17 protein-coding genes and 1 pseudogene are annotated in these 24,589 nt (G+C 72.9%); 12 read left to right on the top strand and 6 right to left on the bottom strand.

The window, feature by feature from the left end; genetic code table 11:
- Window positions 1–49: 49 nt before the first annotated feature.
- The 5 genes from FB457_RS12430 to FB457_RS12410 all read left to right on the top strand — a co-directional run bounded on the left by FB457_RS12430 (window position 50) and on the right by FB457_RS12410 (window position 3,771).
- On the top strand, window positions 50–541 hold the full coding sequence (locus FB457_RS12430) for a hypothetical protein (RefSeq protein ID WP_047015704.1): 492 nt from the start codon (window positions 50–52) through the stop codon (window positions 539–541).
- A 184-nt stretch (window positions 542–725) separates the two neighbouring features.
- Window positions 726–1,304: a hypothetical protein gene (locus tag FB457_RS12425; protein ID WP_047019892.1), complete on the top strand. Its 579-nt coding sequence runs from the start codon at window positions 726–728 to the stop codon at window positions 1,302–1,304.
- Window positions 1,301–1,900, top strand: coding sequence for a hypothetical protein (locus FB457_RS12420; protein ID WP_047015703.1), 600 nt, complete (start codon window positions 1,301–1,303; stop codon window positions 1,898–1,900). Before FB457_RS12425 ends, FB457_RS12420 begins: the two co-directional genes overlap by 4 nt.
- A 142-nt stretch (window positions 1,901–2,042) precedes the next feature.
- On the top strand, window positions 2,043–3,173 hold the full coding sequence (dusB, locus tag FB457_RS12415) for a tRNA dihydrouridine synthase DusB (protein ID WP_047015702.1): 1,131 nt from the start codon (window positions 2,043–2,045) through the stop codon (window positions 3,171–3,173).
- A 121-nt stretch (window positions 3,174–3,294) separates the two neighbouring features.
- Complete coding sequence (locus tag FB457_RS12410; RefSeq protein ID WP_486589009.1) at window positions 3,295–3,771, top strand: NUDIX hydrolase; 477 nt, start codon at window positions 3,295–3,297, stop codon at window positions 3,769–3,771.
- A 40-nt stretch (window positions 3,772–3,811) separates the two neighbouring features.
- On the opposite strand, the gene FB457_RS12405 is transcribed toward FB457_RS12410, so the two are convergent.
- Window positions 3,812–4,441, bottom strand: coding sequence for a DUF6879 family protein (locus FB457_RS12405; protein WP_486589008.1), 630 nt, complete (start codon window positions 4,439–4,441; stop codon window positions 3,812–3,814).
- Here FB457_RS12405 and FB457_RS36095 point away from each other — a divergent pair.
- Both FB457_RS36095 and FB457_RS36090 read left to right on the top strand, forming a co-directional pair.
- Window positions 4,382–4,702: pseudogene (locus FB457_RS36095) on the top strand (tetratricopeptide repeat protein); the annotation flags it as partial. The gene FB457_RS12405 and the pseudogene FB457_RS36095 sit on opposite strands and share 60 nt — an antisense overlap.
- An 18-nt stretch (window positions 4,703–4,720) precedes the next feature.
- The gene (locus FB457_RS36090; protein ID WP_486589023.1) at window positions 4,721–5,047 is read left to right on the top strand and encodes a tetratricopeptide repeat protein; all 327 of its coding nucleotides are present in this window, start codon (window positions 4,721–4,723) and stop codon (window positions 5,045–5,047) included.
- Window positions 5,048–5,320: 273 nt separating this feature from the next.
- Here the strand turns inward: FB457_RS36090 and FB457_RS12395 are convergent, their stop codons facing one another.
- Window positions 5,321–5,887, bottom strand: coding sequence for a dihydrofolate reductase family protein (locus FB457_RS12395; protein WP_047015699.1), 567 nt, complete (start codon window positions 5,885–5,887; stop codon window positions 5,321–5,323).
- Window positions 5,888–6,105: 218 nt separating this feature from the next.
- On the opposite strand from FB457_RS12395, the gene FB457_RS12390 reads away from it, so the two are divergent.
- Together FB457_RS12390 and FB457_RS12385 are read left to right on the top strand one after the other, a co-directional pair.
- Entirely contained in the window at window positions 6,106–9,759 is a 3,654-nt protein-coding gene (locus FB457_RS12390; protein ID WP_486589007.1) for a chondroitinase-B domain-containing protein, read from the top strand.
- A 205-nt stretch (window positions 9,760–9,964) separates the two neighbouring features.
- Window positions 9,965–11,251, top strand: coding sequence for a discoidin domain-containing protein (locus FB457_RS12385; RefSeq protein WP_253911591.1), 1,287 nt, complete (start codon window positions 9,965–9,967; stop codon window positions 11,249–11,251).
- Window positions 11,252–11,264: 13 nt separating this feature from the next.
- On the opposite strand, the gene FB457_RS12380 is transcribed toward FB457_RS12385, so the two are convergent.
- Window positions 11,265–13,394: a glycogen debranching N-terminal domain-containing protein gene (locus tag FB457_RS12380; protein ID WP_145781874.1), complete on the bottom strand. Its 2,130-nt coding sequence runs from the start codon at window positions 13,392–13,394 to the stop codon at window positions 11,265–11,267.
- A 649-nt stretch (window positions 13,395–14,043) separates the two neighbouring features.
- On the opposite strand from FB457_RS12380, the gene ppdK reads away from it, so the two are divergent.
- Complete coding sequence (gene ppdK, locus FB457_RS12375; RefSeq protein WP_173534921.1) at window positions 14,044–16,824, top strand: pyruvate, phosphate dikinase; 2,781 nt, start codon at window positions 14,044–14,046, stop codon at window positions 16,822–16,824.
- Window positions 16,825–16,925: 101 nt separating this feature from the next.
- Here the strand turns inward: ppdK and FB457_RS12370 are convergent, their stop codons facing one another.
- A complete protein-coding gene (locus FB457_RS12370; RefSeq protein ID WP_047015694.1) occupies window positions 16,926–17,657 on the bottom strand; it encodes an SDR family oxidoreductase in 732 nt (243 codons plus the stop codon).
- A 264-nt stretch (window positions 17,658–17,921) separates the two neighbouring features.
- Here FB457_RS12370 and FB457_RS12365 point away from each other — a divergent pair, with 264 nt between their 5' ends.
- Entirely contained in the window at window positions 17,922–20,171 is a 2,250-nt protein-coding gene (locus FB457_RS12365) for a serine/threonine-protein kinase (RefSeq protein WP_145781872.1), read from the top strand.
- A gap of 15 nt (window positions 20,172–20,186) precedes the next feature.
- Here FB457_RS12365 and FB457_RS12360 read toward each other — a convergent pair whose 3' ends face one another.
- Both FB457_RS12360 and FB457_RS12355 read right to left on the bottom strand, forming a co-directional pair.
- Window positions 20,187–21,350, bottom strand: a complete 1,164-nt coding sequence (locus tag FB457_RS12360) for an alkaline phosphatase PhoX (RefSeq protein WP_047019890.1) — start codon at window positions 21,348–21,350, stop codon at window positions 20,187–20,189.
- A 123-nt stretch (window positions 21,351–21,473) separates the two neighbouring features.
- Complete coding sequence (locus FB457_RS12355; RefSeq protein WP_052770280.1) at window positions 21,474–22,301, bottom strand: sirohydrochlorin chelatase; 828 nt, start codon at window positions 22,299–22,301, stop codon at window positions 21,474–21,476.
- Between the two features lie 159 nt (window positions 22,302–22,460).
- Here FB457_RS12355 and FB457_RS12350 point away from each other — a divergent pair, with 159 nt between their 5' ends.
- Window positions 22,461–24,575 (top strand): molybdopterin oxidoreductase family protein, encoded by a 2,115-nt coding sequence (locus FB457_RS12350; RefSeq protein WP_145781871.1) that lies wholly within the window; start codon window positions 22,461–22,463, stop codon window positions 24,573–24,575.
- Window positions 24,576–24,589 lie beyond the last annotated feature (14 nt).

Below are 24,589 nucleotides of genomic sequence, written 5' to 3'. Positions count from 1 at the left end.
CCGGCGCCGTAACGCCCGAAGGCCGGGCACCCGACGTGAAGAGGAGCCGATGGTCTTCCTGCCCCGCCGCACCACCCCGTCCGCGCGGGGGCGCGCCGACGGGCCGCTGCTGGTGGCCGCCCGCGCCGCCGTGCTGGTGCCGCTCGCGGCGGGGGCGGTGCTCGTCGCGCTGGCGGCGCTCCTCGACGGGACCGCCGACGCGATGGCCTGGGCCGAGCGGGGGCTCCTGTGTGCGGCGGTCGCGGTGCTGGTGCGGTCGGTGGTCACGGCGGCGGTACGGAACGTGGGCGACGGCGAGCTGGAGGTCACCGCGGTCTTCGGGTCGGTGCTGCTGATGATCGCCGCGTACTTCACGGGGCCGGTGGCGCTGGTCGCGGTGCCGGGGGTGGCGCTGGTGACGGGGGTGGTGTCCGCGGTGCGTACGGACCGGGCGGAGCGGCGGCGCACGCGGGAGCGGCGGGAGCGGGACGCGCGGGTGCGGGCGCACCATGCGGAGAAGAAGCGGCGCAAGAGGGAGAGCGGGGGAGCAGGCGGTGGCTGAGCAGGCGGGACGCATCGACTACGTCAAGCGGCCGGGGCGTACGGAACGGGCCGGGCAGCCGGAGCGTACGACACGGCCGGAGGACGCGGCGCCTAGGGAACCGTCCGGGCGGGCAGCGCCCGCGGACCGTACAGAGAGGTCCGTAAAGGACCGGGACGAGGGCGCCGCCGTCGGCTACACCCTCGTGCTGCCGCCCAACTGGTCCCGCATCCCCCTGCGCGACGGCACGGACGAGGCGATCATGCGGATCGTCGACGAGGCCGTCGCCGACCTCCCCGACGACATGCCGCGCGACCGGATACCGCAGGTGCGCCTGGAGCTGGTACGGCGGCTGCGCAAGGCCGCAGCCGACGCCCGCAAGAGCGGCGGCCTCGACCTCTACCTCCCCGTCCAGCAGATGCACGGCGTGACGGTCGCCGCCTCGTTCGTCGTCTCCGAGATCACCCTCGCCACGGGTGCCGACCCGTCGCTGATCCTCGCCCGGCTGCTCGCCGACGCGGAGAAGTCGCAGCCCGCGGCCGTCGACGGGTCCGTCGGCTACCGCAACGAGCGGGTCGCGCGCGGCTCCGGCGAGGAGGGCGGCGAGTACGCTTCGCGGCGCGTCGACTACGTGCTGGCTGTCCCCGAGGACGACACCCGGTGGGTGACGGTGGGGTTCAGCACGCTCGCGGACGGCGATCCGAAGGGGCAGTTCGCGGACGTGCTGGTCGAGCTCTTCGACGCCCTGATGACCACCTTCCGCTGGACGAGGAGCAGCCGGTGAGCTGGATCGAGGTCGACTACGACGACGCCAAGTGGCTGTGGGTGCCGCAGCAGTGGGAGGGCATGCCGTGGTCCGGGCCCGCGGAGTGGGCGGAGGCGTTCGCGGAGGCGTGGTGGACGCTCGCGGACGTCGAGCCGGGTGACGAGGAGGAGGTGGCGCGGCTGCGGGACGCGCTGCTGGAGTTCGCGACCCGCGCGGGCACGGTCTTCCCCGGACAGGACCTGTACCTGTATCTGCCGGACCCGCGGCAGGCGCCCGTGCCGCTGGCGGTGTGGGGGCTGGCGACGGCGGGGGAGCGCAACGACCGGCTGCGGGAGCTGGTGCGGTCGATGGACGCCGAGGCGGTGGAGGCGCCGATCGTGGAGCTCTTCCGCCACCCGCACCTGGGAAACGGGCTGCGGGCCATGCGCTACTTCACCGACCCGGGCGACGGCACGCTCGGCTGCTCGCTGAACTACGCGTTCCGCTCCGAGCCGCACGGCGTGGACGTCCTGGTCCGCGCCCTCAGCTCCGACGTGGGGCGGCTCGCGGCTGCGGCGCAGGACATGGACGAGCTGGCGCTGGCGGTACGGGTCCGGCGGGACGGGGACCGCTGAGGGCACGCTGACGGGCCGCTGACGGGCCGCTGGTCAGGGGCCGCGGGCCGGTGCGTACGCGGTCCTGCCCGCGGTGAGGGACAATGGAGGGTCCGTCCCCGTCCCGTCCCTGTCCCGTCCCCGTACGCAACGAGGTAGTCCCATGTCCGAGCTGCAGATCGGCCCGCACACCGTCTCCCCGCCCGTGGTGCTCGCGCCCATGGCGGGGATCACGAACGCGCCGTTCCGCACGCTGTGCCGGGAGTTCTCCGGCGGCCGGGGCCTCTTCGTCAGCGAGATGATCACGACGCGGGCCCTGGTGGAGCGGGACGCCAAGACGATGCGGCTCGTCCACTTCGACGGCACGGAGAAGCCGCGGTCCATCCAGCTCTACGGGGTGGACCCGGTGTACACCGGGCGGGCGGCCCGCATGATCGCCGACGAGGACCTCGCCGACCACATCGACCTCAACTTCGGCTGCCCCGTCCCGAAGGTGACCCGCAAGGGCGGCGGCTCGGCGCTCCCGTACAAGCGGAACCTGCTGCGGGCGATCCTCCGCGAGGCGGTGGCCGGCGCCGGGGACCTGCCGGTGACGATGAAGATGCGCAAGGGCATCGACGACGACCACCTCACCTACCTGGACGCGGGCCGGATCGCCGTCGAGGAGGGCGTGACGGCGATCGCGCTGCACGGCCGCACGGCGGCCCAGCACTACGGCGGTACCGCGGACTGGGACGCGATCGCCCGGCTGAAGGAGCACGTGCCGGAGATCCCGGTGCTGGGCAACGGGGACATCTGGTCCGCGGCCGACGCGCTGCGGATGGTGCGCGAGACGGGGTGCGACGGGGTGGTGGTCGGGCGCGGCTGCCTGGGACGGCCGTGGCTCTTCGGCGACCTGGTGGCGGCGTTCGACGGGTCGTCCGAGCCGTCGGCGCGGCCGGCGCTCAAGGAGGTCGCGGGGGTGATGCTGCGGCACGCGGAGCTGCTGGGGCAGTGGCTCGGCGACGAGCGGCGGGGCGTGATCGACTTCCGCAAGCACGTGCCGTGGTACACGAAGGGCTTCTCGGTCGGCAAGGAACTGCGCCACCGCATGGCGATGGCGGGCACGCTGGCGGAGCTGGACGACCTGCTGGGCACCCTCGACCTGGACCAGCCGTGGCCGGAGGGCGCGGAGGGCCCGCGGGGGCGCACGGCGGGGCGGAACAAGGTGGTGCTGCCGGAGGGCTGGCTGGCGGACCCGTACGAGTGCGCGCAGGTCGACGCGGCGGCGGAACTGGACACGTCGGGCGGCTGAGGCGGGGGGTGGTCCCCGCCCCGCCCCTACCCGAAACCGGGGGCCGGGCCCTCGGACCTCCGCCTCCTGGGTTATGGCCCGGCGCTCCCGGCCCGCTCCCCCCGGGGCTAGCCTCGGAGTGGTGGACACGACCCATCGGCCCGCCGCGCGGGTCATCTGCCTCGACGCCGCCCAGCGCATACTGCTGCTGCGCTGGCGCGACCCCTTCGACGGTGCGCTGATCTGGGAGCCGCCCGGCGGCGGCATCGAGCCGGACGAGACGCCGCTCGCCGCCGCGCGGCGCGAACTCGCCGAGGAGACCGGACTCGACCCCGCCGCCGTGGCGGAGCGGGGCGTGCCCGTCGCGCGTGACTTCCACTGGAAGGGCACCCACTTCGTGGGCACCGAGCACTTCTTCCTCGCCCGCTACCCCGACGACCGCCCCCCGCTGCGCCGCACCGGTCTCCTCCCCGACGAGCAGGTCACCCTCGCCGGCCACGCCTGGATCGCCTGGCCCGACATCCCCGCACTCCCCGACCCGCTCGAACCCCCGCACCTGAAGGCCGTCCTCGCCGACCTCGCCCCGGACGGCCCCTGGAGCAGCGCCGCAAGCGGCTAGCGGCGTATCGCGACGCGCGCGGTGGTTCCCGGACCCTCCGCTACGGCGTGGAGCGGCCGGCGTCCCCGTAGGCGACCGCGGGCGCGGCGAGCGGGGCGATCTCCCTGGCGAAGAAGTCGTGGAAGTCGTCGCCACGTTCGTACAAGGCGTCGAACCCGGCCGATGTTTCTTCGATCAGGGCGCGATCGGTGAAGCGATGGGACCCCATCGCGTTTCCGTCGTCGTCGTAGAGCACCTCGTACATGGAGACGTCCCCGAGAATCACCACTTCGGGAACGGGGCGGTGCTTTTCGATGTCCGCGATCTTGCTGGCATCCAGCACCCTGATGTTGTCACCTAATTCCACGCGTACGCGCAGCACATGGAATTCCCACTGCACGTACGGGGTCACCGGGAATTCCACTACGCGAAGGCGGCGCTGCACGACTCCGAGCCGCGCTGCCTCCTGGAACTGCTGTGCGTAGGTGTCGCGCCTTTCGTCGGTGAGGGAGAGGGCACGGTCCCACTCACCTGCCGCGAAGGCTTCCCAACTGGCGAATCCGCGCTCTTTGAAGGCTGTCCGCGTTCGAGCTTTCTCATGTGGCGGATTCCACTGGCGAAGACCCGATACGGAGAACTGCTGGCAGCCCGCGGAGGTCTGCGCCCCGCCGCCGACCTCGTCTGGCAGCACCTCGACCGTTCCGTGGAGCCCTGGCTGCTCGTCCTGGACAACGCCGACGAACCCGAGATCCTCCGCGACGGAAGTTGGCTGCGTACCAGCCCTCGCGGCACGGTCGTGGTGACGACGCGCCGCTCGGCCGCCCGTTGGTGGCCGGGGGCCGAGCTGCAGCACATCGGCGTACTGCCACGCGAGGACGCTGCCCGGGTGCTGCAGGACCTCGCCCCGCACCGCGGCACCCAGCAGGAGGCCGACCGGATCGCGATCCGCATCCTCGGCCCCGATCACACCGTGACCCTGGGCGCCCGGCACAACCGCGCCTGGACGCTGTACCGACTGGGCCGCTTCGATGCGGCCGAGCGGGAAACGCGGCTGGTCACCGAGGCGTACCTGCGGCGTTTCGGCCCCGACTACCCGATCACGCTCTCCGCCCGGCAGTTGCTCTCCCGCACCCATGTCGCACGGGGCCGCCTGGCCGCGGGGATCGAGATCATGACGGACGTCCTGGCGAGGCGGGAGCGCAGCCTGGGAGCCGACCACCCCTTCACCGTCGCCGGCCGGGAACTGCTCGGGGATTTCACGTCGCGGCGAGGGCGGACCGGCACTGCGTCGTCGTGAGGGAGGTGAGGAGGACCAGAGGGGGCTGCCAGGACTGGGGGGGGCAGGGGCCGCCGATTCGCGGAACACGGACAACCCGACTCCCAGCGCCGTCGGCGTCAAGGCCGACCACCGGCGTGCGGCGACAGAAGCCGGGTTGCCGGAGGCGGAGTCGCAGCTCATCGCCCGCGACTGGGCGGCGGCCGCGTTCACCGAGGCCGGCCGGTGGGTGGCCGCGGGGCCCTGGGCGACGACGCACCCGGACCGCCGATCTGACGACACGGGGGAAACGACCTAGCGGCGTACGCGGTGGTGGAGGTAGACGACGCCGGAGTCGAAGGTGCGGGTCTCCACCAGTTCGAGGTCCACCTGGCGCTCGATACGGGCGAAGAACGGCGTGCCGCCGCCGAGCAGCACCGGGTTCACCCTGATCCGGTACTCGTCGATCAGCCCCAGCTCCGCCGCCTCCGCGGCGAGCGTCGCCCCGCCGATCGCGATGTCCCCCTCAGCCGGCTCCTCACGCAGCCGCGCGATCTCCTCGGCCAGCCCTCCGGAGGCCAGCCGCGCGCTGCCCTCGACCTCCGTCAGCGTGTGGGAGAACACCACCTTGGGCAGCGGGTTCCACAACCTGATCCACTCCCGCTCCGTCTCGCTGAGGGAGGAGGGGTCCTGCGCGGCGGTCTCCCAGTAGAGCATCGTCTCGTAGAGCCGCCGCCCCATCAGATGAACGCCCACGTCCTGGATCTCCTCGATGGAGTGGCGGAAGACCTCCTCGCTGGGTGCCCCCCAGTCGATGCCGCCGTCGGGTCCGGTGACAAAGCCGTCGAGTGAAACAGCCATCGAATACGTCACGCTGCGCATCGCACGTCCTCCTCGGTAAGGGGTTCGACAGTAAGACCGGCGAACTCCGGGGGACTCATCGCAACGCGCGGCCCGCATCCCCTTGACGGCATCCGGGTGCGGCGTTCGGGGACCGGTCCCCGCCCGTGTCTGACAGCGTGGCCCGGATTCTGAAGCCCGGCAGGTCATCCCCTCAACCACAGTGAGGCCCTGTGAGACGAATACATCGTGCGCTTCTGGTGGGGCTGTTAGCCCTCGGAGTCTCGGCCGCCTACCACCCCGTCGCGTCGGCCGAGGCGGGTCCCCGATTGGCGGTCGCGGGAGTACTGGCCAGCGCCGACGACGGCAACGTGGCCGCCAACACCCTCGACAACGATCTGAGCACCCGCTGGTCCGCCGAGGGCGAGGGGGTGTGGATCCGCTACGACCTCGGCTCGGCGAAGACCGTCGGCTCGGCGTCGATCGCCTGGCACCAGGGCGACACCAGGAAGAACACCTTCGACGTCGAGGTCTCCGACGACGGATCGTCGTGGACGCCGGTCCTGTCGCGAAAGACCAGCAGCGGCACCACGCTCCACCCGCAGAACTACGACTTCGCCGACACCACCGCCCGGTATCTGCGCATCGTCGGCCACGGCAACACCTCCAACGACTGGACCAGCATCACCGAGACGGCGCTGAACGGAGCCGACGGCGGCGGCGATTCCTGTGACTACCCGGCCGACGTGCTGGACCTGACGGACTGGTACATCGGGCTGCCGGTCGGCGAGGAGGAGTCGCCGACCAACGTCTACCAGCCGGAACTCGCCACGTACGCGAACGACCCCTGGTTCACCGCCACGCCGGACTGCGACGCCGTCCAGTTCCGCGCCGCCGTCAACGGGGTCACCACCAGCGGGTCCAACTACCCCCGCTCGGAGCTGCGCGAGATGACGGACTCCGGGGAGACGAAGGCGAGCTGGTCGTCGACCTCCGGCACGCACACGATGGTGATCGACCAGGCCATCACGGACCTTCCCGCGGACAAGCCGCACGTCGTCGCCGGGCAGATCCACGACGCCGACGACGACGTGTCGGTCTTCCGCCTGGAAGGCAGCAAGCTCTACGTCACCTCTCCCGACGACAGCAACTACAAGCTGGTGACGGACGACTACGCGCTGGGCGACAGGTTCCAGGCGAAGTTCGTGGTCGGCGACGGCGAGATCAAGGCGTACTACAACGGAGTGCTGCAGACCACGCTCGCGGCCGACTTCGAAGGCGGCTACTTCAAGGCGGGCGCGTACACCCAGGCCGACTGCGAACGCTCGTCGCCGTGCAGCGACGACAACTACGGCCAGGTGGAGATCTACGACCTGAGCGTCACCCACGACGACGGCCAGGGGGCCGGGGACCCGACGGAGGCGGCAGAGCGGTACGGCTGGGGCGAACCACTGCCGATCTCCGACGAGTTCGACTACACCGGACCGGTCGACCCGGAGAAGTGGGACGTACCGTCGGGCACCGTCGGCGGCACGGCCCAGTGCTGGGAAGGGCACGCCGGGAACGGCCGCAGGTGCGGGAAGAACAGCACCGTCGCGGACGGGATCATGACCATGCGCGGCGAGGCGAACGGCGACACCGGATGGATCAGGCAGAGCCGTGACACCCAGTACGCACGCTGGGAGATCCGCTCCCGTTCGCGGAACACCGGCTCCTCCGGCGGGCTCTACCACCCCCTGCACCTGATCTGGCCCACCGCCGGCGACCGGCTCAAGAACGGGGAGTACGACTGGGTCGAGTACTCGAACCCCGACGCGCAGTGTCTCTCGGCGTTCCTGCACTACCCGGAGAGCCCCTCGGACGAGAAGGAATACCGCGAGCTCTGCCCCGTGGACATGACGCAGTGGCACAACTTCGCGTTCGAGTGGACGCCGGACGCGCTGGTCGGCTACGTCGACGGTGCCGAATGGTTCCGGCTGGCGGACGGCGCGAACTCCGACCGCGGGGACATCCAGAAGATGCCGCTGGGGAACCTCGTCATCCAGCTCGACAACTTCACCGGCGACAGCGGTCTGCGCCCGGCGGTCTTCGAGGTCGACTGGGTCAGGACGTATCCGGTCACGCCGGGAGGGGACTCCCCGGGTGCTCCGGTGCCGGTCACGGGAGTCACGGCGAGCGCCCATGACGGCAACGTGCCGGCCAACACCCTCGACAACGATCTGAGCACCCGCTGGTCCGCCGAGGGCGACGGGGTGTGGATCCGCTACGACCTCGGCTCGGCGAAGACCGCCGGGTCGACGTCGATCGCCTGGCACCAGGGCGACACCAGGAAGAACACCTTCGACGTCGAGGTCTCCGACGACGGATCGTCGTGGAGAACGGTCCTGAGCCGCCAAACCAGCAGCGGGACCACGCTCCAGCCGCAGAAGTACGACTTCGCCGACACCACCGCCCGGTATCTGCGCATCGTCGGCCACGGCAACACCTCCAACGACTGGACCAGCATCACCGAGACGGCGATATACGGAGCCGACGGCGGCGACGGCGGTGATCCCGGCGATCCCGGCCCCGGCCGTACCGTCGAGGTCGCCGACTCGGACCAGTTGCGGGACGCGATGGGGGACGCGCGCGCCGGGGACCGCATCGTCCTCGCGGACGGCGAGTACACGATCGGCAAGATGAGCGGCAGGAACGGCACCGCCGACGAGCCCATCACCGTCGTCGCGGAGAACCGCGGCCGGGCGGTGGTCACGGACGGGCAGTTGGAGGTCGCCGGCTCCTCGTACGTCACCTTCGAGGGCCTGAAGTGGACGAACAGCGACACGCTGAAGATCACCGGCTCGAACAACGTGCGCCTGACCCGCAACCACTTCCGGCTGACCGAGGAATCCTCGCTGAAGTGGGTGATCATCCAGGGCGCGAACAGCCACCACAACCGGATCGATCACAACCTCTTCGAGGAAAAGCACCAACTGGGAAACTTCATCACCATCGACGGATCCGAAACCCAGCAGTCGCAGCACGATCGCATCGACCACAACCACTTCCGCAACATCGGCCCGCGGGCGGCCAACGAGATGGAAGCCATCCGGGTCGGCTGGAGCGAGATCTCCCAGTCGAGCGGATTCACCGTCGTCGAGTCGAACCTCTTCGAGGACTGCGACGGTGATCCGGAGATCGTCTCCGTGAAGAGCAACGACAACATCGTCCGCCACAACACGTTCCGCACCTCGCAGGGCGTGCTGTCACAGCGGCACGGGAACCGCGGCGCCTTCTACGGCAACTTCTTCCTCGGGGAGGGAAAGGCGGGAACCGGGGGAATCCGGCTCTACGGCCAGGACCACAAGATCTACAACAACTACTTCGAGGGCCTCACCGGCACCGGCCATGACGCCGCGCTGCAGATCGACGGCGGCGACGTCGACACCTCGGGCGCACTGAACGCGCACTGGCGCGTCTACCGGGCGACCGTCGTGAACAACACCTTCGTGGACAACGTGTCGAACATCGAGGTCGGCGCCAACTACCGGCTCGCGCCTGTCGACTCGGTCGTCGCCGACAACGTGGTCACCGGCGGCACCGGCAAGCTGTTCAACGAACTCAAGGCGCCGGTGGACATGACCTACGCCGGCAACATCGCGTGGCCGACCGGATCGGCGACGATCGGCGTCACCGTGCCCTCCGACGCCGTCAGGGCGGCCGATCCGCTGCTGGCCCCCGACGGGCCGGTGCACCGGATCGGCGCGGGTAGCCCGGCGATCGACGCCGGCACCGGCCGCTTCGCGTTCGTGACCGACGACATGGACGGTCAGGCCCGCACCGGCGCCGTCGACGCCGGAGCCGACGAGCGGTCGTCGTCCGCCGTCACGCGAGCCCCCCTCACCGCGGCCGACGTCGGCCCGAGCGCCGCGTAGGACGCGCCACACGACCGGTGGCGGCCCAGTCGCCGCCGGTCGTCGCCCGTCGTGCCGGCCGATCCGGTCCGGCACGGGTGCCGCTTCCCGCCCGTACTCCAAGGAGACGCACGTGAACGATCCGAACACCCGGACATCTCCTCCGGTCTTACGCCCGTCCCCGCGCACGCCTGCGGCACGGAGGAAAGGCGCATCAGTGAGACGCATGCTCACCGCCGCGCTCTGCGCCTGCACCGCAGTCGGCTCGGTGGCGCTGCTCGCCCCGGCCGCGTCGGCGGCGACCCTGCCCATCTCGGCGGCGACGGCCAGCTCCCACGACGGCAACGTGCCGGCCAACGCGATCGACGGTGACCTTTCCACCCGGTGGTCAGGGGCCGGTGACGGGGTCTGGATCCGCTTCGACCTCGGCTCGGTCACCACCGTCGACTCGGTAGCGCTGGCCTGGTACGTCGGGGACAGCCGGAGGTCGACGTTCGACGTCCAGCTCTCCCAGGACGGCTCGACGTGGTCGACCGTGCTCTCCCGGGAGACCAGCAGCGGCACCACGCGCAGCCTGGAGACGTACGACTTCGCCGAGGGGTCCGCCCGCTACGTACGGATCGTCGGGCACGGCAACGACTCCTCCGACTCGTCCAAGTGGACGAGCATCACGGAGGCGGCCGTGTCCGGGGAGCCCGGTGGCGATCCGCAGCCTCCCGGGCAGTCCCTCGGCGTCGGCGGGGTGGCGACGCCGCCCGGGGCGATCCTCGTTCCGGACCGGGATTCCCGGTTCGAGATCGAATCCGGCGGCACCTCCGCCGCGCCCAAGGTCTACGACTGCCAGGGCAACACCATCCGCGGCGGCGTGCTGATCGACGCCGACCACGTGGTGATCCAGAACTGCCGGGTCGACGCCGAGCAGCAGTACGGCATCTACTCGGACGACAACACCGACGTGACCATCCAGAACAACGACATCAAGGGCGTCGAGGGCCCCGGCGACCTGAACGCCGTCACGTTCTTCGGCAACCGGCACAAGATCCTCTACAACACCGCCGTCGACTTCGTGACCGGCGACCCGGGTGACAGCCACACCGACTTCATCCAGACGTGGGTGTCCAGCTCGCACCCCATCGCGAGTGACGACGTGCAGATCCGCGGCAACAAGGCCGTCGGCCCGGCGAACCCGGACCGCGAGAACAGCGTGCCGAGCATCCACCAGTGGCTGATGGTCGAGGACTACGGCCGCGGCGGGAACTCCGGCGGCAACACCGACGGCATGAAGAACTGGATCGTCGCGGACAACGAGATGGGCGACAGCTGGAACCAGTCCATCAAGCTCGACGGGCCGGACGACGTGTCGATCACCCGCAACGATTTCACGGGCTCCTCGACCCGGGTCATGGAAGTCACCTCGGCCTCGACCGGCGTGAGGTTCTACGGCGACAACCACGTCGGCCCGGACTACGGGTCGGTCGGCATGACGATCACCCCGGGCGCAGGGCCCGCCTGACGGAACACCGCCCTCACGACGGCAGACCCCCCGACGGGTTCCCCGCGGTCGTGAGGGCGGTGAGCAGGGCGAGGGGGGCGGCCGCCGACCAGGACTGCGGGGAGGCGGCGTGGGGGAAGGGCACCGGGGTGGGCTGGGAGGCGCGGGGGTAGCCGGCGGTGGCCTCCGGGAGACGGCCCGCGCTGTGGGCCGCCAGGTCGGTGAGGGCCCTCGCCACCGTACGGGCCTCCTCGTGGAGGCCGTAGCGGGCCAGACCCAGGGTCAGGATCGCGTTGTCGTGCGGCCAGACGCTGCCGCGGTGGTAGGCCATCGGGTGGTACGCCCCCTGCCCCGCGGCTATGGTCCGCACCCCCCAGCCCGAGAAGAAGTCCGGCTCCAGCAGCCGCCGTCCCACCCGCCTCGCCCGCTCGGGATCCAGCAGCCCGGACCAGAGCAGGTGCCCGGCGTCGGAGGCCAGCGCGTCGGCGGGGCGGCCCGCGCCGTCGAGGGCCAGGGCGGGGAAGTCCTGGGCGGAGAGCCAGAAGTCGGTGAGGAAGCGGGCGCGGAGGTCGTCCGCGGCGGCGGTGAGGCGGTCGGCGAGCCGCCGGTCGGCCCAGGCGGTGCTCGCGAGGCGGGCGGTGTGGACGAGGGCGGCGTAGGCGTAGCCCTGGGGGGCGGCGGGCGCGAGGGCTCCGGTGACGCGGGTGCCGTCGGCGGCGCAGAGGGCGCCGGGGGAGTCGCGCCAGCTCTGGTTCGCCGGTCCCGTGCCCGCGCGGCCGTCGTCGGCGCGGTGGCGCAGGTAGCCGGAGTCGCCGAGGCCGCCGTCGCGGAACATCCACTCCACCGCGGCACGGGCCTGCGGCTCCAGACGGCGGGCCGGCTTGTCGTCGCCGGTGTGCCCGGTGAGCGCGCCGAGGAGGACGAGGAAGAGCGGGGTGGTGTCGACGGCCCCGTAGTAGCGCCCGTACGGCACCTGGCCGAAGTGGGCCAACTCGCCGTGGCGCACCTCGTGCACGATCTTCCCCGGCTCGCCGTCCGCCTCCTCCGCCTGGGTCGCGGCGAGCGCGAGGAGCGTGGCGCGGGCGAGCGCGGGGCGGTGGCGGAGTGCGAAGAGCGAGGTCACGAGCGCGTGCCGGCCCACCAGCGCCAGGTACCACGGCACCCCGGCCGCCGGCACCCGCACCTGCCCGCCGCCGGGTCCGGCGGCGGGGATGAGGAGCCCGTCGAGGTCGGCGAGGCCCTGCTCGGCGGCTTGGGCGAGGCCGGGCCAGGGGGCGGGGTGGTGCGATGCGGGGACGGGCGTCGCGGCGGTACGGGCCGTGCCGGCGGCACCGGGCGGCACGTCTGCGGCACCGGGCGCGGCCTCCGGCCGCGATGCGGCGACGGCGGCCGGCCGCGGGGCCGCGCCGACTGCCGCCTCCGCGGCCTCCGTCCCCGTGGCCCGGGCGCCGGCGTCCGTGGCCGCCCGGCGTGCCGCTGCGTCCACGGCCGGGTCCTCCTCCGCCGGGTCCTCCGTCACCGTCCCCGGCCCCGCCGTCGGCAGCGGGCCCGCCCCCGGACGGGCTGCGGCACGGAGTGTCAGCTCCGTGGTCTCGTGCGGGTCCAGTTTCAGGTGCCACACCAGGCGTCGTGCGCCGCTCCCCGTCTCCTCCACCGCATCCGGCGGCGGCTCCGCCGTGACCGTGGTGCTCGCCTGCCAGCCGCCGCGGCGGTAGTGGAACTCCACGCCCGCCGGCAGCACCTCCCGGCCCCGTACCGCGTGCGACTTGCCGTAGACGCGGTGGTCGGCCCGTAACTCGAACTGGTCGGCGAAGTCCGCGTCCACCGTGAGCGCGAGCCACAGCTTCTCCGGCTCCGCGCGGTTGGAGGTGACGCGCAGGACGTCGACCAGCGCGCCGCCCTCGACGCGCTGCTCGCGGAAGACCGTGTGCGGCGGCGGCTCGTCGCGGCCCGTGGGCGGTACGAGGACGGCCGCGGCGGGCTCCGCGACCAGCAGGGTCGGTACCGCGCCGTCCACCGTCAACTGCCAGCGGCTCAGATGCCGGGTGTCCCCGAGGAAGAAGCCGTCCGGCTGCGTGCCCCGGGCGCCGGTGATGTCCCCGGCGCGGGTCACCGCGGCGAACGCCCCGCCGTGGAAGAGAAGACGGTGTTCCACGCCGCTCATGCGAGCGCCTCCCTCGGCGAGGTGTCAACGCGTCATCGCGCTATTAAGTCTGGTTGGCACGCAAAACTAGCGCGCGTCTGTCGGGTCGACAAGCAGAACCGGGGGCGCACGTACGCACGTTGCGGGAGCATGGCCCGCCCGCCTCCGGCTCCGGGCGGGCCGGCCCGTGTTTCGCACGGACCGCTGTCCACATCGTGAGATCCTGCCCGTCCGATCGCGTGATTCTCCCCACGCTTGATAGGGCTTGCGCTCAAACGAGCGCTCAAATGTGGACGTCATCTCTCGTATGCGCGGCACTGAGTGCCACTCTCATTCCTTCACCCCTCGAAGCCACCGACGCGTTCCGTAACGCGGATGACCCGCCCCGGCTTGCCGATAGCCGCCCGTCCGGGATCGTCGTTAAGAGAAGTGAAGAAGGGGCGCGGCTCCCGGTCGCCGACAGGATCCCAGGTGTGAGGGCCGAACCCCCTCGTGATCGTCTACGCCTCATCCCCGGGAGCCTTCGATCTGGGTATGTTCCTCGCCGTCAGGGCAGCTCCCCGCCAGGGGTCCCACACGAGGAGTCGATCCCGTGCCGGAAACGAAGCCGGATAAGAAGAAGGCAGCGAAGAAGTCCCCGGGGAAAGGGGCCGCCTCCGCCAAGGCCGCCGTGGTCAAGTTCGTCTACGACTTCCACGAGGGCAACAAGGACCTCAAGGACCTCCTCGGCGGCAAGGGCGCCAACCTCGCCGAGATGACGAACCTCGGCCTGCCCGTCCCGCCGGGCTTCACCATCACCACCGACGCCTGCAAGGTCTACCTCGCCAGCGGCGCCGAGCCCCCGGCCCTCCGCGACGAGGTCAGCGCCCACCTCGACGCCCTCGAACGGCGCATGGGCAAGAGGCTCGGCCAGGCCGACGACCCGCTGCTGGTCTCCGTACGCTCCGGCGCCAAGTTCTCCATGCCCGGCATGATGGACACCGTCCTCAACATCGGCCTCACCGACGCCTGCCTGCCGGGACTCGCCGCCCAGGCCGGCGACGAGCGGTTCGCCTGGGACTCGTACCGCCGCCTCATCCAGATGTTCGGCAACACCGTGCAGGGCATCGACGGCGAGCTGTTCGAGACCGCCATCGAGGACGCCAGGCGCGCCAAGGGCGTCGCCACCGACGTCGAGCTGGACGCCGCCGACCTCGAAGCCCTCGTCGGCACGTTCAAGGACATCGTCGCCAGGGAGACGGGACGGCCGTTCCCGCAGGACCCGCGCGAGCAGATGGACCTCGCCGTACGGGCCGTCTTCGAGAGCTGGAACGGCGAGCGCGCCAAGCTCTACCGCCGCCAGGAGCGCATCGCGGGCGACCTCGGCACCGCCGTCAACGTCTGCTCCATGGTCTTCGGCAACCTCGGCCCCGACTCCGGCACCGGTGTCGCCTTCACCCGCGACCCCGCCAGCGGCCAGCAGGGCGTCTACGGCGACTACCTGCAGAACGCGCAGGGCGAGGACGTCGTCGCCGGCATCCGCAACACCGTGCCGCTCGCCAAGCTCCAGGACCTGGACGAGAAGTCCTACGACGAGCTGATGCGGATCATGGAGACGCTGGAGACGCACTACCGCGACCTGTGCGACATCGAGTTCACCATCGAGCGCGGCAAGCTGTGGATGCTCCAGACGCGGGTCGGCAAGCGCACCGCGGCGGCGGCGTTCCGTATCGCCGTGCAGCTCCTGGACCAGGGGCTCATCACCGAGGCCGAGGCGCTGCAGCGCGTCAACGGGGCGCAGTTGGCGCAGCTCATGTTCCCGAGGTTCGACAACGGCCACAAGGGCGACCTGCTCGCCCGCGGCATCGCCGCCTCGCCGGGCGCCGCCGTCGGCAAGGCGGTCTTCGACTCGTACACGGCGGTGAAGTGGTCGCGCTCCGGCGAGAAGGTCATCCTCATCCGCCGCGAGACCAACCCCGACGACCTCGACGGCATGATCGCCGCCGAGGGCATCCTCACCTCCCGCGGCGGCAAGACCTCGCACGCCGCCGTCGTCGCCCGCGGCATGGGCAAGACGTGCGTGTGCGGCGCGGAGGAGCTGGAGGTCGACACCAAGCGGCGGCAACTGACCGCGCCCGGCGGCGAGGTCATCGACGAGGGCGACGTCGTGTCCATCGACGGCTCCAGCGGCAAGGTCTACCGCGGCCGGGTGCCGGTCGTGCCGTCGCCGGTCGTGGAGTACTTCGAGGGCCGCATGCACGCGGGCGCCGAGGACGCCGACGAACTCGTCGTCGCTGTACACCGCCTCATGTCGTACGCGGACCGCATCCGCCGGCTGCGTGTCCGGGCCAACGCCGACAACTTCGACGACGCCGCCCGCGCCCGCCGCTTCGGCGCGCAGGGCATCGGGCTGTGCCGCACCGAGCACATGTTCCTCGGCGAGCGGCGCGAGCTGGTCGAGCGGCTGATCCTCGCCGACCACGAGGAGGAGCGCGACGCGGCGCTGAAGGAGCTGCTGCCGCACCAGCAGCGGGACTTCGTGCAGCTCTTCGAGGTGATGGACGGGCTGCCGGTCACGGTGCGGCTGCTGGACCCGCCGCTGCACGAGTTCCTGCCGGACATCACGGAGCTGTCGGTACGGGTCGCGCTCGCCGAGTCCCGCAAGGACCACAACGAGAACGACCTGCGGCTGCTCCAGGCCGTCCACCGGCTGCACGAGCAGAACCCGATGCTGGGCCTGCGCGGCGTGCGGCTCGGGCTGGTGATCCCGGGGCTCTTCACGATGCAGGTGCGGGCCATCGCGGAGGCGGCGGCGCAGCGCCTGGAGGCGAAGGGCGACCCGCGGGCGGAGATCATGATCCCGCTGGTGGGCACGGTGCAGGAACTGGAGCTGGTACGGGACGAGGCAGAGGCCGTCATCGCGGAGGTCGAGGCTGCGCGGGGAGTGGAGCTGAAGCTGTCGCTGGGCACGATGATCGAGCTGCCGCGCGCCGCACTGACGGCGGGTCAGATCGCGGAGTCGGCGGACTTCTTCTCGTTCGGCACCAACGACCTGACGCAGACCGTCTGGGGCTTCTCACGCGACGACGTGGAGGCGAGCTTCTTCACCGCGTACCTGGAGAAGGGCATCTTCGGCGTCTCCCCGTTCGAGACGATCGACAAGGACGGCGTCGGCGCGCTCGTCCGCGACGCGGTGGAGGCGGGGCGGGCGACGCGCCCCGACCTGAAGCTGGGCGTGTGCGGCGAGCACGGCGGCGACCCGGAGTCGGTGCACTTCTTCCACGACGTGGGACTCGACTACGTCTCGTGCAGCCCGTTCCGCATCCCGGTGGCCCGGCTGGAGGCGGCACGGGCGGCGGCCCACGCGGCGGCGAACGGGACGCGGAACGGCGCTGCGCAGAACGGGACTTCCCCGAACGGCAAGCCGGCCCGCGACGCCAGGACCGGCAGGAAGCCGCAACCGGCCACCTGATCCCCCGGCCACCGTCGGCGTTTGCCCTGACCCTCACCCGACGGCAGACCGGTTCCCAGAGGGGCGGCGCCCGTGCGGGGGCGCCGCCCCTCGACCCTGGTTCAGGCGAGCCACTCGCGGTAGCGGGTGGGGGCGATGCGGGCGTCGGGCGGGGGGAGGAGGGCGTCGCCGGGGGCCGCAGCGAACATGCCGGCGGTGGTGTCGGTGACGACCGCGCGGCCGTCGGGGCGGGCCGTCAGGGTGATCCGGCCGAGTTCGTCCAGGGGGAAGACGTCCGGGCCCGCGATGTTCACCGTGCCGTTCAGGGGGCTGCCCGCGGCGACCTCGGCGACCGTGTCGGAGACGTCCTGGGCGGCGATCGGCTGGACCGGGGTGGAGGGGAGCCGGACGGTGTCGCCGTCGGTGGTCATGGCCAGGGTCGGCGCCATGAACTCCATGAACTGGGTGGCGCGGACGATGGAGTACGGGATCGGGCCGGCCTTCAGGATGTCCTCCTGCAAGGACTTGGCCCGGTAGTAGTCCAGGCCGGGCACCAGGTCGACGCCGACGATCGACAGGATCACCGCGTGCCGTACCCCGGCGCCCCGGCACGCGGCCAGGATGTTGTCCATCGAGGTCTGGAAGAACGCCCGGGAGGCGTCGTCGAACGTCGGGGAGTTCGTCAGGTTGACGACGACGTCGGCGCCGGCCACCGCCTCGGCCAGGCCCTCGCCGGTGATCACGTCCACTCCCGTGGACGGTGAATGCGGCACGGCCTCGTGTCCCGCCGCGGTCAGCTTCTTCACGACCTGCGACCCGATCAGGCCGGTTCCGCCGATGACTGCGATCTTCATGGGTCACCTTCCGTCGAGCACACGGCAGTCAGGGCGGCGCGCCGTGCCGCCTGCGGTACGCACACCCCCGACCACCGTAAACGCGCCCGGTGCACCGCGCCCGCCGACACGAAAGCGCTCCGTGCGGGAAGGGAGACCGGCCGCTCACCGCGAGGACCGCGGGCGGGGCGGTGTTCGTTACGCTGTCGTTCGCTCTACGGGGCCGCGGGTGGCGGTTCCGGGCAGGCGAGGCGGTCGGCAGGCCGCCGGGGGTGAGGGGGGAGCATGTCCCGACCGGACGAGTCGGCCGTGCCGCACGGCCGTACGGGGGACGCGGGGTGGTCCGCGGTCGCGCCGCCGCACCTGCCGCTGGGGGCGGCCGACCCCGCCGTGGCCGGTCCCTACCGGCTGGAGGCGGTGCTCGGCGCGGGCGGCATGGGCCGCGTCTATCTGGGGCGCACGCCGGCGGGCAGCGCGGTGGCGGTGAAGCTCGTGCACCGCGAGTACGCGGGCGACGCGGCGTTCCGTCAGCGCTTCGCACAGGAAGTCGCCGCCGCCCGGCGGGTGCAGGGCCTCTACACCGTGCCCGTCGTCGACGCCGACCTCCAGGCCGACGAGCCCTGGCTCGCCACCGCGTACGTGCCCGGGCCCTCGCTCCAGCACGCGGTCGCCGAGAGCGGGCCGCTGCCCGCCGACGCGGCGCTGGCGCTCATAGCCAGAGTGGCCGAGGCGCTGCAGTCCATCCACGCCGCCGACGTCATCCACCGCGACCTCAAGCCCTCCAACATCCTGCTGACCGATGACGGGCCCAAGGTCATCGACTTCGGCATCGCCAGGGCCGCGGACCTCACCGCCGTGACCGCCACCGGCGTACGCACCGGCACCCCCGCCTACATGGCGCCGGAGTACATCCGGGGCCAGACGGTCACCGAGGCGGGCGACATCTTCGCCCTCGGCGGCGTCGCCCACTTCGCCGCGACCGGCGGGCACGCCTTCGGCGGCGGTACGGACCACGGCGTGGTCTACCGGATCCTGGAGCAGGAACCCGACCTCGACGGAAGTCCCGAGCCGGTACGGGCCGTCGCCGCGGCCTGCCTGGCGAAGGATCCGGAGCGGCGGCCGACGCCCGCCGAGGTCATCGAGCTGTGCCGCCTGGCCGCCGCCGCGGGCGCGGGTGGACACCCGGCCACCGTCTTAGCGGTGCCGGCGCCGGGCACCTCTCCCGGCGTCGCGGGACCGGCCGTGGCGTCAGGCCCGGGGGACGCGGAGCGTACGGTGTCCGCCCGGCCCACGGCGCTCGACGAGGCCGGCACGCCCCCCGCCGGACCCGCCGCGCCGGCAGCGCCCGGCCCGCACGACCTCGCCACCCGCACCGCCGCCGCCCCGGCCGCCCCCGGCACCGTGCCCCGCCCCCCGGACCCCGACGCCCGTACCGGCACCCTCGCGCCCCTGGCGCTGCTGATCGGCGGGGCCGTCGCCGTCGTTCTCGTCCTCGTCCTGATCGCCGTCTTCCTGCCCTCCGGCGACCCCGGCAAGCCGCAGGCGGACTCCCCGTACGACACGTACGAGCCCACCGGCACCCTCGCCTTCCCCGCCCGCGCCGCCGGCCCCGCGGGCATCGACTTCAGCCCGGACAGCGAGACGCTGGCCACCGTCGGCGACGACGGCAAGATCCGGCTCTGGGACGTCGCCCGCCGCAAGCAGCGCGCCGCCTTCACCCAGGACGACGAGGCCGGCAACGTGTTCGGCGTCGGCACCGTCACGTACAGCCCCGACGGCAAGCTGCTCGCCACCGGCCTCCCCACCGGCCAGACCGGGCTGTGGGACGTGGCGAAGCACCGGCCGCTCAACTACCTGCACATGGGCGGCGAGAGCCTGGCGTTCTCGCCGGACAGCAAGCTGCTCGCCATCGGCAGCAGGACCGGCTCGGTGTACCTGTTCGACCCCGCCGAGCGCTCGGACGACATCGTCGCGTACTTCGACCACAGGTCGGACGTCACGGCCCTCGCCTTCAGCCCGGACGGCAGGACGGTGGCCTCGGCGGGCGACGACTCCGAGAGCAACTCCGGCCGCAACGACACCACGCAGCTCTGGAACGTCGCGAAGCTCGACCCGCAACCACACGGCCAGGACGGCCCGCGCCAGATCCTCGACCAGCCCCGGGAGGCGACGGCCGCGGCGTTCAGCCCGGACAGCAGGACCCTCGCCGTCGGCCACCCCGACGGCGAGGTGTGGCTGTGGGACGTGACCACGGGCCGTAAGAAGGGGATGCTCCGCAACGACTACCTCACCGCCGTCGCGGACCTGGAGTTCAGTCCGGACGGCAAGACCATCGCCACCACCACCGCCCTCGGCGGCGGCGTGCTGCTGTGGAACGTGGCCGACCGCATGCCGCGCGCGCTCCTGGAGACCGGCGAGGAGGACGAGGAGGGGAAGGGCGCGGTCGAGGAGGTGACGTTCAGCCCGGACGGGAAGCTGATCGCGGGCGCCGACCGCAAGGACGGCGCCGTACGGCTGTGGCGGAACCCCCGGTGACGGGGGCGGGCGGGCTCAGGTGCGGAACGGGCCCGATATCTCGTACGTGAGGCCGCCCGAGGAGCTGCCCGTGGTGCCGCGCTGGCTGGAGAAGTAGAGCCGGGTGCCGTCCGGGGTGAAGGCCGGGCCGGTGATCTCCGAGCCGCCCTGGCCCTCGACGCGCAGGAACGGGGCGACGACGTCGTCGGGGGTGATGAGGCAGATCTCCATGGTGCCGCCGTCCTCGGCGACGTAGAGGTCGCCGGAGCGGCTGCCGGTGACGTTGTCGACGCCGGTGAGCGGGGCGGCGCCCGGTACGAGGGAGTCGTCGTACGCCAGCTCCAGGGTCTGCGCGGCCGCGTCGTACTGCCATACGCGGCCGTCGCCCTTCGTCGTGAACCAGCAGATGCCGCTGTCGCTCGCGTAGTGGCAGCCCTCGCCGCCGTCGAACCGCTTCGCGCCCGCGACCTGGTTGCGCGTCGCCGTCGACGCCCCGCTCGGGTCCGGCACCTGCGCCCACGTCACCGGGCCCGAGGTGCCCGAGCCCATCCGCAGCACCTCCAGGGTGCCGGCGGAGAGCGAGCCCCAGGTGGTGGGCCGGAAGCGGTAGAAGCAGCCGTCGGAGACGTCCTCGGTCAGGTAGACGACCCGCCGCTCCGGGTCCGCGGCCGCCGCCTCGTGCGTGAAGCGGCCCATCGCGTCCCGCCGGACCGCGGCCTTCGCGCCCCAGGGGTCGGTCTCGTAGACGTAGCCGCGGTCGACCTCCTCGCAGGAGAGCCAGGTGTCCCACGGCGTCTTGCCGCCCGCGCAGTTCTGCCGGGTTCCGGAGAGGATGCGGTACGCGCCCGCCACCTCGCCGGCGGCGGTGAAGCGGATCGAGCCGGCCCCGCCCGAGGGGGTGACCTCGGAGTTGGAGACATAGATCCAGCCGTCGCCGTCGGCGAAGCAGGCGCCGCCGTCGGGCGCGGGGTGCCAGGTGTACGACGTCCCCGCCACCTGCTGCCCGGAGCGGGCCACGACCCGGCTGGTGAAACCCTGCGGCAGCCGGATCCCGTTCCCGTCCGCCTGGCCCGGCGCCCCGTACGGGCCGGCCCCCGGCTGCGCCGGATCCGCGGCGGCGGAACCCCGCCACAGACTGCCGCCGAACGCCGCGGACGAACCGCCGACGACCGCTCCGCGCAGGAAAGAACGGCGCTCCACGACCATCCACTCCTTGAGGTGGGGGAGCCCGGGGACAGCCGCCCGCGAGCCGCCTTCGCACCATAGAACTGCGAGGTTGACGGAGCGGCAACAGTCCGGTTACGCAGAGCTGTCCGCTCGCCGTCAGGCGGCGGCACGGGCGGTGGCGGCGGCCGGGGCGCCGGGGGCGCCGGCCCGGGTGCCGGCGCGGGCGAGCTCTTCGTCGTAGCGGTGGAGTATGAGCCGGGCGAGCGCCGGGTGGGCGCCGAGCGGCGCCGCTACGGTCAGACCGAGGTCGCGGGCGGTGGCGGCGGTGCGGGTGGCGAAGAGGCCGGGGGCGGTGAAGCAGCAGGCCACCCCGATACGGCGGCAGCCCCGGGCGGCGAGGGTGCGGGCCGCCTCCGCGACGGTCGGCGCGGCCGCGGAGGCGTACGCGGGCAGCACGGGCACCCCGAGCCGGCCGGCGAGCAGCGCGGCGGTGGCGGCCGTGTCGGCCGCCGCCGGGGCGGCCCGCGACCCGGCGGCGGCGAGCACCACCCCGTCACCGCGCCACCCGGCTTCCGCCAGCCGGCCGGCGAGCGCGGCGGCGAGGAGGGGATGGGGCCCGAGAGGGCCGGCGACGCGGGCCGAGGGCCACACCCCCGCCGCCCGTACCGCATCCGGGATGTCCCTCGTGACGTGGTGGCCCCGGGCGAAGAGCAGGGGGACGAGGACCGCGTCGCCCGTCAGCGTGTGCAACGTGTCCCGCAGCAGCGGTTCGTTCAGTTCCACGTGGGCCGGCCGTACCCGCAGCCCCGGGCGCTGCGCCCGTACGGCCGCCAGCAGCGCCCGTACCGTACGCGCCGCCGCCGGGTCCCGGCTCCCGTGCGCCACCGCCACCAGCGTCGGGCGCCCCCGTCCCCTGCCCGCCGCCGCAAGACCCGTGCTCAGCTCGGCGGTGATCCTGCTCATCAGCTCTGCCGCGGTCGTCATACGGCGAGCCTGCCCCACCGCCGTTGCGGCGCCGTTTCCCCGCCGCTTCGTCTTGTTGACGGCTGCTCACTCCCCTGCGCCCCCGCCGCTGAGGACGGCGAACCCCGCCCGTAATACCCCCGTCCACCGGGGGTGACATCCGTCCCGCACCCTCACCCCATGACCGTCGACACCCACTGCCCCTACTGCTCCCTCCAGTGCGGCATGACGCTCGCACCGGCCGCCGCCGGCGACGGGCTCGACGTGCGGGAGCGCCCGGCGTTCGACGTCAACCGCGGCGCCCTGTGCGGCAAGGGCCGCACCGCGCCCGCCGTCCTCGGCTCCGCCGCCCGGCTGACGCAGCCCCTCGTACGCGACGGCCGCGACGACCCCGGCGCACCGCTGCGCCCCGCCTCCTGGGCCGAGGCGCTCGACCGCGTCGCCGCCGGGCTCGCGGCGGCCCGGGACGGGCACGGGGCGGACGCCGTGGGGGTCTTCGGCGGCGGCGGGCTGACCAACGAGAAGGCGTACGCGCTCGGCAAGTTCGCCCGCGTCATCCTCGGCACCTCCCAGATCGACTACAACGGCCGCTTCTGCATGTCGTCCGCCGCCGCCGCGGGCACCCGTGCCTTCGGGCTCGACCGCGGCCTGCCCTTTCCCCTCGCCGACATCCCCCGCACCGGCTGCGTGATCCTCGTCGGCGCCAACCCGGCCGAGACCATGCCGCCCGCCCTGCGCTACTTCACCGAGCTGCGCGCCAACGGCGGCACCCTCGTCGTCGTCGACCCGCGCCGCACCCGCACCGCGGAGCAGGCCGACCTGCACCTCGCCCCCCGCCCCGGCACCGACCTCGCGCTCGCCCTCGGGCTGCTCCACCTCGTGATCGCCGAAGGCCGCACCGACGACGCCTACATCGCGGAACGCACCGCCGGCTGGCCCGCCGCCCGCGCCGCCGCCATGGCCCACTGGCCGGAGCTGGTCGAGCGGATCACCGGCGTGCCCGTACCGCAACTGCGGCGGGCCGTCGCGCTCTTCTGCGACCCCGGGGCGGCCATGGTCCTCACCGCCCGCGGCCCCGAGCAGCAGTCCAAGGGCACCGACACGGTCGGCGCGTGGATCGACCTCTGCCTGGCCACCGGGCGTCCAGGACGCCCCTACTCCGGCTACGGCTGCCTCACCGGACAGGGCAACGGGCAGGGCGGCCGCGAACACGGCCAGAAGGCCGACCAGCTCCCCGGTTACCGGCTGCTCACCGATCCCGCCGCCCGCGCCCATGTCGCCGCCGTCTGGGGCGTCGACCCCGGCACCCTCCCGGGCCCCGGGCGCAGCGCGTACGAACTGCTCGACGCCCTCGGCGCCCCCGGGCCCGACGGGGTGCGGGCGCTGCTGCTCATGGGCTCCAACCCGGTGGTCTCCGCGCCGCGCGCCGCGCACGTCGAACGGCGGCTGCGGTCGCTGGACTTCCTGGCGGTCGCGGACGTGGTGCTGTCGGAGACGGCGGCGCTCGCGGACGTCGTGCTGCCCGTGGCGCAGTGGGCGGAGGAGACCGGCACGCTCACGAACCTGGAGGGGCGGGTGCTGCTGCGCCGCCGCGCCGCCGACCCGCCGCCCGGCGTACGCGGCGACCTCGACGTGCTGCGCGGCCTCGCCGAGCGGCTGGCGCCGGCGCGGGCGGCGGGGTTCCCGGTGGCGGCGGAGGAGGTCTTCGCGGAGCTGCGGCGGGCGTCGGCCGGGGGGAAGGCGGACTACTCGGGGATCACGTACGCGCGGATCGAGGCGGAGGGCGGCGTGTTCTGGCCGTGCCCGGAGGGCGGCGAGCCGGTGCCGCGGATGTTCCTCGACCGGTTCGCGACGCCGGACGGGCGGGCGCGGTTCTCGGGGGCGCAGCACCGGCCCGCGGCGGAGGAGACGGACGCGGAGTACCCGGTGTGGCTGACGACGGGCCGGGTACTCGCCCAGTACCAGTCGGGCGCCCAGACGCGCCGGGTGAGCGAGCTGAACGCGGCCTCACCGGGGCCGTACGTGCAGATGCACCCGGAGCTGGCCGCCCGCGTGGGCGCCGACGAGGGCGACCCGGTCGCGGTTCTCTCCCGACGCGGCCGGGCCGTGGCGCCGGCCCGGATCACCACGGCGATCAGGCCGGACACGGTGTTCATGCCGTTCCACTGGCCGGGCGCGGGGCGGGTGAACACGGTGACGAACCCGGCGCTGGACCCGGTGTCGCGGATGCCGGAGTTCAAGGTGTGCGCGGTACGGATCGAGCGGGCAGGGCGCGCGGGTCCCGCGGGGGAGTAGCGGCGGGTGCGTCG

The organism is Streptomyces sp. CNZ287, from assembly GCF_007827615.1.
This window is presented reverse-complemented; position numbering and strand designations above follow the sequence as displayed.